Here is an 11,257-nt window from a genome sequence, read left to right as displayed (position 1 = left end):
TGTCCTTGCCTCAGCGCAGCGCTTTCTGCCCACCGGCGGCGGTAATGACGCCGACGATGATCAGCCCTGTCAGCACCAGGCGGACGCCGACGCTGACGCCGAACGTGTTGAGCATGGTCAACAGCAGCACCAGGAACAGCGCCGCGCCCCAGACCCCCGGCACATTGGCCTTGCCGCCCGCCACCGACGTGCCGCCGATGACAACGATCGCGATCGAGGCCAGCAGATACTCATTGCCGATATCGACGTTGGCGCCGCGGAAATAACCGGCGAGCAGTGCGCCGTCGAGGCCGCCGAGCGCGCCCGACAGCGTGTAGGTAAGGAAGCGGGTGCGGCCGACCTTGACGCCTGCCAGCCAGGCGGCGCGGATGTTCTGGCCGATCGCCAGCACCGAGCGTCCGTAAATCATGCGCTGCAAAACGATGCCGGCGCCGATGGTGAACAGCACGGTTAGGATCGCCAGCACCGGGATGCCGAACACCTGCCAGTTGGTGAAATCGGCAAAGCCCGGCGGCGGCTTGATCTGCAAGCCGCGCCCATAGCTGATATCGACCGACTGGATGACGAAGCTGGCCGACAGCGTCGCGATGATCGGCGGAATGCGCAGCGCCCAGATCAGCAGGTAGTTGACGGCGCCGATCGCCATGCCGCAGGCAAGCGCTGCCAGCAGTCCGACCGCGATCATCGCATCATTGCCGTCCATGACCTTCATGGCGACGGCGCTGGCAAGGCCGATATTGGCCGGCAGCGACAGGTCGACATTGCCCGGCCCGAGCGTGATGACGAACATCTGCCCGACGCCGACGATGACGGTGAAGACGGCGAGCGACAGCGCCGCCGTGATCATGCCGCCGCCGCCATAGCCGCCGGTGAAGGCGATGGTCGCCAGCCATACCAGCAGCGCCCCGAAGAACGACCAGATCCAGGGTCTGGCGAGCAGTGTCCGCAGCGAGGCCATGCTCACCTCTCCCTGCGGCTGATCAGCACCCGCGCCGCCAGCACGATGATCAGGATGGCGCCATTGGCGGCGACCTGCCAGTCGGGCGGAATGTGCATGAAGGTCAAGAGCGGCGATGCCGCCAGCGCCAGCGTCAGCGCGCCGATGACGGCGCCGATCGGCGACACCCGGCCGCCGACGAACTCGCCGCCGCCGAGGATGACGCCGGCGATCGAAAGCAACGTGTAGCCATTGCCGATATTGGCATCGGCCGAGGTGGTGATGCCGATCAGCGCCATGCCGGACAAAACGCCGAACAGGCCGGTCAGCGCAAACAGCGCGATCTTGGTGCGCAGCAGCGACCAGCCGGCGCGCTTCAATGCAGCTGAATTGCCGCCCGATCCGCGCAGGATGACGCCATAGGAAGTGCGCATCAGGCCAAAGTGGACGACGGCCGCGATCAGCAATGCGGCGATGATCGGGAACGGAATGAAGGGTGGCTTGAAGGCCATCAGCGCCAGCAGCCAGTCCGGCGCCTTGCCGCCGGGCTTCGGCAGGATGAGGATGGCCATGCCCTGCCAGACAAAACTCATGCCGAGCGTCACCACGATAGAGGGCAGGTTGCGCAAATGGATCAGCGCGCCGAGCAGCGCGTAGACACCGATCGACCCGAGCAGGATGATGACGCCGAGCAGCGGCGCGTCCTTCAGCCATGTCGCCGTCACGCAGCCGACGAAGCCGACAAAGGTGCCGATCGACAGATCGAGCTCGTTGCCGGCGATGACGAACATCTGCGCGATCGTCGCCAGCGCGATCGGGATCGCCAGATTGAGCATCAGGCTGAAACCGAAGTAGCTGATGGCGCGCGGGTTGAGCCAGGCGATGGCGATGAGCACCAGCGCCAGCGACAGTGCCGGCAGCAGGCTGCGCAGCATGCGCGCCCGCCTCGTGGCGCGAGCCGAAGATTTTAGCCCATTCTCGATGGATACCGCTGTCATCTCAGGCCGCGTCGCCGAACGAGGACTGGATGATCTTTTCCTCCGTCAGTTCGTCGCGACGAAGGTTGGCGACGATCCGGCCGTTCTTGAACACATAGATGTGGTCGCAATTGTCGAGCTCTTCGGTTTCGGTGGTATACCAGAGGAAAGTGCGGCCATGGCGAGCCTCCTCGCGCACCAGGTCGTAGACTTCGAGCTTGGTGCCGATGTCGACGCCGCGCATCGGATCGTCCATCAGCACGATCTTGGCGTCGGAGCCGAGCGCCCGCGCGAACAGCGCCTTCTGCTGGTTGCCGCCGGACAGCGAGAAGATGTTGTTGTTCATGTCGGGCGTACGGATGCCGATTTTCCGCTGCCACAACTCGGCGAGCTCGGCTTCGCGCTGCGGCGAGATCAAGAGGCCGTTGCGCAATCGCGCAAGCGAACGGATGCCGATGTTCTCGGCAATCGACCATTGCGGAAAAATGCCGTCCGACTGGCGGTCGCCGGCAACCAGCGCCACCGGCGCGGTGACCTCGATGCCGGTTTTGGCACGCGAAGCCGCGGCAAAGATCGCCAGCAAAAGGTCGGTCTGCCCATGCCCGGCAAGTCCGGCAAGGCCGATGATCTCACCGGCATGGGCGACAAGCTCGTTGCCGTCCTGCTGTCGCGCCGGACGCGCCCGGACCCGCAGCGGACCGGGCTCCGGCTTGCCGCTCGCAATCTCTGCGGCGGCCTTCTCGCGCGCCTCCGCTCCGCCCATCGCCGTCACCAGCCTGTCGCGGTCGAATTGATAGGCCTGTCCGGCGGCGACCACCTTGCCGTCGCGCATCACCACGATGCGGTCGGCGTTTCCGAGCACTTCGCCCAGCACATGCGAGATCAGGATGCAGCTCTTGCCGGCGGCGATGAAGCGGCGCACGAACGCCAGCAGCTGGCCCGCGGTATGCGCATCGAGCGAGGAGGTCGGCTCGTCGAGGATGACCAGTTCGAGCGGCTCCTGCGTGACCGTGAAGGCGCGTGCCACCTCCACCATCTGCCGGCTGGTGATGGAAAGGTCGCCGACGATGTCGGATGCCGAGATGCTGTGGCCGGGGAAGATCTCGTCGAGCTTGGCGGCGATCAGATCGGCCGCCTTGCGCCGCCAGCCGAAGCCATTAAGCGACGCGTGGTTGATCCGCGTGTTCTCGGCGACGCTGAGGTTCGGGCAGAGCGACAGTTCCTGGAAAACGCAGCGTATGCCGAGCTGCTGTGCGCGCGGCACCGAATAACTTGCCTCGACGCCGCCGCGGACCGCGATCCGCCCGCCGTCCGGGGTAAGCGTGCCCGCCACCATATGCATGAGCGTCGATTTCCCGGCACCGTTATGGCCGACGAGACCGACGCATTCTCCGGCACGAACGCTGAAATCGACACCGGCAAGCGCCCTGACGGCACCGAAATGTTTTTCGGCGCCGTCCAGTCTTATGATGTCCAAACTGACGGCGCCGAAAGGTTTTACGGCGCCGTCAGGCCTGATGATGTCTGCATTGGCCTCGGGCATCCCTCAACGATACCCGGTTATCTGTGGCGGCAACAATAGTGCCATGCTCACTTGATGTTGGCCTTGATCGCCGCGATGGCGTCTTCCTGCGTGTATTCGTGGCTGGCGACGCCGCCCTTCGGAATCTTCGGCAGTGCGGTCTCGAAATCGTCCTGCGTGAAGGCAAGATAGGGCACCAGCAGGTCGTGCGGCACGTCGGTGCGGCCGTCGAGCACCTGCTGCGCCACCCAGAAGGCAAGCGTCGATACGCCCGGTGCGATCGATGCCGACCAGGTCTGGTAACCGTCCTTTTCCTTCTGCTCCTTCCACCACTGCAACTCGTCCTGGCGATTGCCCATGATGATGGTCGGGCGTGGCTTGCCGGCGGCGGCGAAGGCCTGCGCCGCGCCGTAGCCGTCACCGCCCTGGTCGACGACACCGACCACATCCGGCAGCGACGGCAGGATCGTCGCGACGGCCTTCTGTGCCGTGGTCTGGTCCCAGTCGCCGGTCACCGAGCCGACGATCTTGAACTCGGGGTGGGCGGCGACACCTTCGAGGATGCCGGCATGGATGGCATCGTCGATCGAGGTGCCGGCGAGGCCGCGGATTTCCAGCAGGTTGCCGCCCTTCGGCTGGAACTTGGCCATCTGCTCGACTTCCTGCTTGCCCATGTCCTTGAAGTCGACGACGACGCGGTAGGCGCAGGGTTCGGTGACGATGCCGTCGAAGGAGACGACGACGATGCCGGCGTCGCAGGCCTGCTTGATGGCGCCGTTGAGCGCATCCGGAGACGCCGCGTTGATCACGATCGCGTCATAGCCCTGCAGGATCAGGTTCTGCACCTGGGCTGCTTGCGTCGGCACTTCCTTGTCGGCCGTCGTGAAGACGTCCGCGGCGCCGACTACCTTGTCGGCAACCGCCTTCTTGGTGACGATGGCGTAGCTGTCCAGCATCGCCTGCCGCCACGAATTGCCGGCGTAATTGTTGGAGAAGGCGATCTTCTTGCCGCTGGTGTCGGCAAGCGCGGTGCCTGCGGCGAGCATTGCCGCAAGGGCGCCCAAAACGAATATTTTCTTCATGTCATACTCCTCCCGTGAGTTGCTGTCTTACTGGTGGTTAATGGCTGGCTGGTGGGTAATGGCTGATACGCTCACAATCTTGTTTTTTATCTATTATCAGACAAATGCAGATAGGCGACAAGCTGTCAACAGCAATCCATGGCCGGCGATCAACTTGCGGTGCAATCATTGAAACCGGTTCGACTCCTGGTCTAGGGATGGCACTGGAGATCGATTGAATGGCAGCGAATCTTGCCCCGGGTGCACCCGGCATTCCGGCGCGCTGGACGTCGAGCGCCAAGAGCGGCGTCGGCACCGCGCTCTCGCTGGCCTGCCCGATCTGGTTCACCATCAGCCACGGTATCCTCAACGAGATCTACTATCCCCGCCTCGATAGCGCCTGCACCCGCGATCTGGGGCTGATCGTCACCGGACCCGACGGCTATTTCTCGGAAGAAAAGCGCGACGCCGAGCATCACATCGAACCCCTCGAGGACGCGGTGCCCGCCTACCGGCTGGTCAACACCGCAAGCGATGGAACCTACCGGATCGAAAAGCGCATCCTGACGGATCCGGAACGTCCCGTCCTGCTGCAGGAGATCATGTTCACGCCGCTCAAAGGCGCTGCCGCCGACTACCGCGTCCACGCGCTGCTGGCTCCACACCTCGTTAACGCCGGCATGGGCAACACCGCCTGGATCGGCGACCATGAAGGACAGCCTGTCCTGTTTGCATCGGGACGCGGCACCTGCCTGGCGCTCGCCTCGTCGCTGCCGTGGAAGGCGTGCTCGGCCGGCTATGTCGGCGTCTCCGACGGCTGGCAGCAGCTTCGTCAAGGCGGCCGGCTCGATCCGGCCTGCCGCAGGGCCGAGGACGGCAATGTCGCGCTGACCGGCGAGATCGGCTTTTCGGCCGCGAACCCAAAAATATTGCTGGCGCTCGGCTTCGGCACGACGCCGCAACAGGCGGCGGAAACGGCTTTCGCCAGCCTGAGGCAAGGTTTTGGGCCCGCAGCCAGATCCTACATCGACAAATGGCGCCAATGGCAGGCCGGATTGCTGCCGCTGGACCGGCATGCGGCGTCCTGCCTCAACAGCTACCGCCTCAGCACGGCTGTGCTGGCTACACACCGGTCGTCGGCGGGAGCCGCGGTTGCCAGCCTGTCGATCCCGTGGGGCTTCAACAAGGGCGACGACGATCTCGGCGGCTATCACCTGGTCTGGCCGCGCGATCTGGTCGAAACCGCCGGCGGCTTCCTCGCCGCCGGCGACCCGGCGGAAGCCTTGCGCATCCTTGGCTATCTGCGCGCGATCCAGCAGCCGGACGGCCATTGGCCGCAGAACGCCTGGCTCGACGGATCGGTCTATTGGCCGGGCATCCAGATGGACGAATGCGCCTTCCCGCTGCTGCTCGCCGACGCGCTGCGCCGCGCCGGGCATTTGCCGGCTGCGGTACTCTCCTCCTTCATGCCGATGATCGAGCGCGCTGCCGCCTATGTCGTTCGCAATGGCCCGGTCACCGGCGAGGACCGCTGGGAAGAAGACGCCGGCTACAGCCCGTTCACGCTTGCGGTCGAGATCGCCGCGCTGCTTGCGGCTGCCGACATGTTCGATGCCGCCGGCAAAACAGAGCCGGCAAACTATCTGCGCGAGACTGCCGATGTCTGGAACGATCAGACCGAGCGCTGGACCTACGTCGCCGGCACCGCCGCATGCGAGCAAGCCGGCGTCGAAGGCTATTATGTCCGCATCGCCCCGCCCGACACCGCCGGCGCGGCATCGCCGAAGGACGGCTTTGTGCCGATCAAGAACCGCCCACCCGGCGATACGGATCGGCCGGCCGAAGCGATTGTTAGCCCGGATGCGCTGGCGCTGGTCCGCTTCGGCTTGAGGGCAGCCGACGATCCGCGCATCCTCGACACGGTCAAGGTCATCGACGCGCAATTGCGCTGCGAACTGCCGCAGGGCCCGCTCTGGTACCGCTACAATGGCGATGGCTATGGCGAGCATGCCGACGGCGCACCCTTCGATGGAACCGGCCAGGGTCGGCCCTGGCCTCTTCTGGTCGGCGAGCGCGCCCATTACGAGCTGGCGGCCGGACGCGAGGACAGCGCGGCAAGCCTGCTCAGGACGTTCGAGAACTCTGCCGGACCGGGCGGCCTGCTGCCGGAGCAGGTCTGGGATGGTCCGGACATGCCGGAGCGCGAATTGCGGCATGGCGGGCCCTCCGGCAGCGCCAAGCCGCTGGTCTGGGCGCATTCCGAGCACATCAAGCTGCTGCGGTCGCTGCGCGACGGCACGGTGTTCGACATGCCGCCGCAAGGCGTCAAGCGCTATATCGAGGGCAGGACGGTGTCGCGCTTCAGGGCATGGCGCTTCAACCACAAGATCCGTACCATGCCGACAGGCAAGGCGCTGCGCATCGAACTTCTGGCCCGGGCGGTGGTTCATTGGAGCAGCGACAATTGGGCAACCGTCCATGACACCGAGACCGCCGCGAACGCTTTCGGCATCCATCTTGCGGAATTGCCGGTTGCCGAGCTTGCTCCGGGCAATAGCATTGTCTTCACATTCTTCTGGTCCGATGCCGACGGTTGGGAGAACGCTGATTTTTCTGTCGGCATCGGCGATACCGGATAGAGCATGATCCCGCAAAGTGGAGACCGGTTTTCGGAAAAGATCATGCTTCAATAACAGCGCCACTAGATCATCGATCCCTCAAGTAAGGCAGGACGAGACCATGCAGATAGGAATGATGGGACTGGGCCGGATGGGCGCCAACATGGTTCGGCGCCTGCTGCGTGATGGCCACGAATGCGTCGTCTACGATATCAACCCGGCGAGCGTCGCCGCGCTTGTGAGCGCCGGCGCGGTCGGAGCCGCCTCGATGGAGGAGTTCGTCGGCAAGCTGGCGAAGCCGCGCAGCGCCTGGCTGATGCTGCCGGCGGCGATCACCGGCAGGATCGTCGACCAGGTGGCCGCGTTGATGGAACCTGGCGACATCATCATCGACGGCGGCAATTCCTATTATCACGAGGCCGTCGACCACGCCGCGCGCCTCGCCTTGAAAGGCTTGAGCTATGTCGATGTCGGCACCAGCGGCGGCGTCTGGGGCCTCGAGCGCGGCTACTGCCTGATGATCGGCGGCCCCGACAGCGCGGTCCAGCATCTCGACCCGGTCTTCGCAACGCTGGCGCCCGGCGTCGACGCCGCTTCGCCCGTCCCTGCCAAGGATGCTGGAACCGCGCCCTTCGGCTATCTCCACTGCGGACCAAGCGGCGCCGGCCATTTCGTCAAGATGGTCCATAACGGCATCGAATACGGCGTCATGGCCGCCTATGCCGAGGGCATGAACATCCTGAAGTCGGCAAATGCCGGCAAAAGGCAGCGCACCGCCGACGCCGAAACCAGCCCGCTCGAAAACCCGCAATATTACCAGTTCGACATCGACATCGCTGAGGTGGCGGAGGTCTGGCGGCATGGCAGCGTCATCGGCTCGTGGCTGCTCGACCTGACGGCCGGCGTGCTGAAGGCCGATTCGTCGCTGACGCAGTTCGGCGGGCGGGTCTCGGATTCCGGTGAAGGCCGCTGGACGCTGAAGGCGGCGATCGACACCGGCGTGCCGGCGCCGGTGCTGTCCTCGGCGCTGTTCGACAGGTTCTCCTCGCAAGGCGAATCCGAATTCGCCGACAAGCTTCTGTCCGCCATGCGCTATGCCTTTGGCGGCCATGTCGAAAAACCCAAGGCCGGCGCGTGACGGGCGACAGGGAGGCACGCTCATGAGCCAGGAACGATCGGACACGCTGGTGCTTTTCGGCGCCACCGGCGATCTCGCCCACAAGAAGATCTTCCCTGCCCTTTACGCCATGGTGGCCAAGGGGACGCTGAACGAGCCGGTGATCGGCGTTGCCTTCGATCCCTGGGACCTCGCCAAGCTGCAGGCGCGCGCCCGCGACGGCATCGTCAACGCCTTGGGCAGCATCGACGACAATATCTTTGCCAGGCTTGCATCGCTGCTGCGCTATGTCAGCGGCGACTACCGGGCGCCTGCGACCTTCGAGAAGCTGAAGACCGCGCTCGGCAGCGCTGAGCGGCCGCTGCACTATCTGGCGGTGCCGCCGCCGATGTTCGAGGTGGTCGTCCAGGGGCTGGAGCAGTCGGGCGCCGCCCAAGGCGCGCGCCTGATGGTGGAAAAGCCATTCGGCCACGATCTGCAGTCGGCGCGCTGGCTGAACCGGGTGCTGCATCTGGTCTTCGACGAGAAGTCGATCTTTCGCATCGACCACTATCTCGGCAAGGAGGCGATCCAGAACCTGCTCTATTTCCGATTCGCCAATTCCTTCCTCGAGCCGATCTGGAACCGCAATTACGTCGAGAGCGTGCAGATCACCATGGCCGAGGATTTCGGTGTCGAGGGGCGCGGCCGCTTCTATGACGAGGTCGGCTGCATCCGCGACGTCATCGAAAACCACCTGCTCAATATCCTGTTGCTGCTCGCCATGGAGCCGCCGGTCGGCCGCTCGGCCGACGATCTGATCGACGAGAAGGTGCAGGTGCTGCGGGCGATCCGGACGCTGACCAGGGACGATGTCGTGCGCGGCCAGTTCGACGGCTATCTCAACGAGCCGGGCGTGGCGCCGAACTCGCCGGTCGAGACCTTCGCGGCGGTGCGCTTTTTCGTCGATACCTGGCGCTGGCAGGATGTGCCGTTCTTCATCCGCGCCGGCAAATCCCTGCCGGTGCACGCCACCGAGGTCATCGTGCGGCTGAAGCGGCCGCCGCTCGACGTCTTCGATCCAATCAAGCCCGGCGACTGCAATCACGTGCGCTTCCGCATCGATCCGCAGGTGGCGATCTCGATCGGAGCCCGGCGCAAGGCACCCGGCGACGACATGGTCGGCGAACAGGTCGAGCTCACCGCGCTCGACGATTCGAAGGGCGACATGCCGCCTTACGAGCGGTTGATCGGCGACGCCATGAACGGCAACGGCCAGCTGTTCACCCGCCAGGACGCCAGCGAGCTCGCCTGGCGCATCGTCGGCCCGGTGCTCGGCGACACCACGCCGCCTCCCGTCTACGCGCCAAAGACATGGGGGCCGGCCGAAGCCATGGCTGGATTCGGGCCGCCGAACGGCTGGATCAATCCAGCGACATGATTTCTGGGAGGCGACGGCCATGGCGAAAGCAGTAAAGCAACCGGCACCCGATGCCGAAAAGATCGTGCTTGCGATCGATATCGGCGGCTCGCACGTCAAGATCCGCACCAGCGCCGCCGCAGAGGAGCGCAGAACCGCTTCCGGACCGGAGCTGACGCCGCAGCAGATGGTCGCGGCGGTGAAGACGCTCGCCGAAGGGCTGCACTACGATGTCGTCTCGATGGGCTATCCGGGCCCGGCGTACCACAACCGGCCTTTGATCGAACCCGCCAATCTCGGCAAGGGCTGGGTCGGCTGCGATTTCGCCGCTGAGTTCGGCAAGCCGGTGAAAGTCGTCAACGATGCGCTTATGCAGGCCATCGGCAGTTATGAGGGCGGCCGCATGCTGTTCCTTGGCCTCGGCACCGGCCTGGGCGCCGCGATGATCGTCGATAACGTCGCCCAGCCGATGGAGCTTGCCCATCTTCCCTACAAGAAGCGCGGCAGTTTCGAAGACTATGTCGGCGAACGCGGCCTGCAAAAGCGCGGCAAGAAGAAATGGCGCAAATACGTCTTCGACGTCGTCGACCGGCTTCGCACCGCCATGCAGCCGGATTACGTGGTCATCGGCGGCGGCAATGTCGATGAACTCACCGACTTGCCCGCCGATTGCAGACGCGGCGACAACACACGCGCCTTCGAAGGCGGATTTCGACTGTGGCGCGACAAATCCCTGATTATCTGATATTGCTGATTGCCTGATATTATCGAGCACCGGCTCAGGGTTGTTAATCCCGCGCTGCCGTTAGTATTATTATTCAAAATAATGTGTGACGTGGTGCGGCGTCATTGCATTGCGCAGATTTGCCGACTAGGAATTTCTGCGACCCCCACGGACGGAGAAATAGATTGATCGACGACACCAACAACGCTCGCAAAGACATCGACCTGCTCGAGCTGACCGCCCATATCGTCTCCGCATATGTCGAGAAGAACCGCTTGCCGGCTTCCGGCCTCGGCGATCTCATCGCCAGCGTCAGCGCTTCCATAAGCGGGCTCGGGCAACCGGCAGTGCCGGTCGCCGCGCCGCTGACGCCTGCCGTCAATCCCAAGAAATCGGTGACGCCGGACTACATTATCTGTCTCGAGGACGGCAAGAAGTTCAAATCCTTGAAGCGCCATATCGGCGTTCATTTCGGCCTGACGCCAGACGCCTATCGCGCCAAATGGGGCCTGCCGTCCGACTACCCGATGGTCGCCCCCAACTACGCGGCCTCGCGTTCGCAGCTCGCCAAGGCGATCGGCCTCGGCCGCAAAGCCGCCCCGCCCGCGCCCGTCAAGGGCAGAGGCAGGAAGGCCAAGGCGACGGCTTAGGCTTCGTTGGTATTTGATCGGCCTGCGAACGGCGGTCTCTGCATCCCGTAGCAGCACCAATTGCCATCGTGGCGCTGCCCCTCATCGCCCTGCCGGGCACTTCTCCCCGTAAAGAACGGGGAGAAGGGGCTTGGCCGCAACGCTGGCGACCCCTCTCCCCGTCCTTCACCTATCGCATTCACACATCTGGGTTGCGCTTTGCGGCGAAGCTCGATTCTATTTCGGCCGGAAAAGCCGAAGGAGGGTTGAATG

General features: G+C 64.5%; 9 protein-coding genes. 5 read left to right on the top strand and 4 right to left on the bottom strand.

The annotated features are described in order from the left end of the window. Positions 1-10: 10 nt before the first annotated feature. The 4 genes from NKJ46_RS27960 to NKJ46_RS27945 are packed head-to-tail and all read right to left on the bottom strand — an operon-like array spanning position 11 to position 4,518. Positions 11-958 (bottom strand): ABC transporter permease, encoded by a 948-nt coding sequence (locus NKJ46_RS27960; RefSeq protein ID WP_352669341.1) that lies wholly within the window; start codon positions 956-958, stop codon positions 11-13. Positions 959-960: 2 nt separating this feature from the next. Next, positions 961-1,935, bottom strand: a complete 975-nt coding sequence (locus NKJ46_RS27955) for an ABC transporter permease (protein WP_352669339.1) — start codon at positions 1,933-1,935, stop codon at positions 961-963. A gap of 1 nt (position 1,936) precedes the next feature. Further along, positions 1,937-3,457, bottom strand: a complete 1,521-nt coding sequence (locus NKJ46_RS27950) for a sugar ABC transporter ATP-binding protein (protein WP_352669338.1) — start codon at positions 3,455-3,457, stop codon at positions 1,937-1,939. Positions 3,458-3,504: 47 nt separating this feature from the next. Next, on the bottom strand, positions 3,505-4,518 hold the full coding sequence (locus NKJ46_RS27945; RefSeq protein ID WP_352669335.1) for an ABC transporter substrate-binding protein: 1,014 nt from the start codon (positions 4,516-4,518) through the stop codon (positions 3,505-3,507). A 218-nt stretch (positions 4,519-4,736) separates the two neighbouring features. Here NKJ46_RS27945 and NKJ46_RS27940 point away from each other — a divergent pair, with 218 nt between their 5' ends. The 5 genes from NKJ46_RS27940 to NKJ46_RS27920 all read left to right on the top strand — a co-directional run bounded on the left by NKJ46_RS27940 (position 4,737) and on the right by NKJ46_RS27920 (position 11,005). Then, complete coding sequence (locus NKJ46_RS27940) at positions 4,737-7,136, top strand: glucan 1,4-alpha-glucosidase (protein ID WP_352669333.1); 2,400 nt, start codon at positions 4,737-4,739, stop codon at positions 7,134-7,136. 100 nt (positions 7,137-7,236) lie between these two features. Further along, positions 7,237-8,253, top strand: a complete 1,017-nt coding sequence (gene gnd / locus NKJ46_RS27935) for a phosphogluconate dehydrogenase (NAD(+)-dependent, decarboxylating) (RefSeq protein ID WP_352669330.1) — start codon at positions 7,237-7,239, stop codon at positions 8,251-8,253. 22 nt (positions 8,254-8,275) lie between these two features. Further along, a complete protein-coding gene (gene zwf / locus NKJ46_RS27930) occupies positions 8,276-9,652 on the top strand; it encodes a glucose-6-phosphate dehydrogenase (protein WP_352669327.1) in 1,377 nt (458 codons plus the stop codon). 19 nt (positions 9,653-9,671) lie between these two features. Continuing rightward, entirely contained in the window at positions 9,672-10,376 is a 705-nt protein-coding gene (locus NKJ46_RS27925; RefSeq protein WP_352669325.1) for an ROK family protein, read from the top strand. Positions 10,377-10,540: 164 nt separating this feature from the next. Further along, on the top strand, positions 10,541-11,005 hold the full coding sequence (locus NKJ46_RS27920; RefSeq protein WP_352669322.1) for a Ros/MucR family transcriptional regulator: 465 nt from the start codon (positions 10,541-10,543) through the stop codon (positions 11,003-11,005). Positions 11,006-11,257: the final 252 nt, after the last annotated feature.

Origin of the sequence: Mesorhizobium sp. M0166 (assembly GCF_040322255.1) — a bacterium.
Taxonomy (GTDB): domain Bacteria; phylum Pseudomonadota; class Alphaproteobacteria; order Rhizobiales; family Rhizobiaceae; genus Mesorhizobium.
This window is presented reverse-complemented; position numbering and strand designations above follow the sequence as displayed.

Excerpts from the sequence above, each read along its gene's own strand:
- NKJ46_RS27945 (WP_352669335.1), bottom strand. The coding sequence starts at position 4,518 with ATGAAGAAAATATTCGTTTTGGGCGCCCTTGCGGCAATGCTCGCCGCA.
- NKJ46_RS27950 (WP_352669338.1), bottom strand. The coding sequence starts at position 3,457 with ATGCCCGAGGCCAATGCAGACATCATCAGGCCTGACGGCGCCGTAAAA.
- NKJ46_RS27925 (WP_352669325.1), top strand. The coding sequence starts at position 9,672 with ATGGCGAAAGCAGTAAAGCAACCGGCACCCGATGCCGAAAAGATCGTG.
- NKJ46_RS27955 (WP_352669339.1), bottom strand. The coding sequence starts at position 1,935 with ATGACAGCGGTATCCATCGAGAATGGGCTAAAATCTTCGGCTCGCGCC.
- gnd (WP_352669330.1), top strand. The coding sequence starts at position 7,237 with ATGCAGATAGGAATGATGGGACTGGGCCGGATGGGCGCCAACATGGTT.
- zwf (WP_352669327.1), top strand. The coding sequence starts at position 8,276 with ATGAGCCAGGAACGATCGGACACGCTGGTGCTTTTCGGCGCCACCGGC.
- NKJ46_RS27940 (WP_352669333.1), top strand. The coding sequence starts at position 4,737 with ATGGCAGCGAATCTTGCCCCGGGTGCACCCGGCATTCCGGCGCGCTGG.
- NKJ46_RS27960 (WP_352669341.1), bottom strand. The coding sequence starts at position 958 with ATGGCCTCGCTGCGGACACTGCTCGCCAGACCCTGGATCTGGTCGTTC.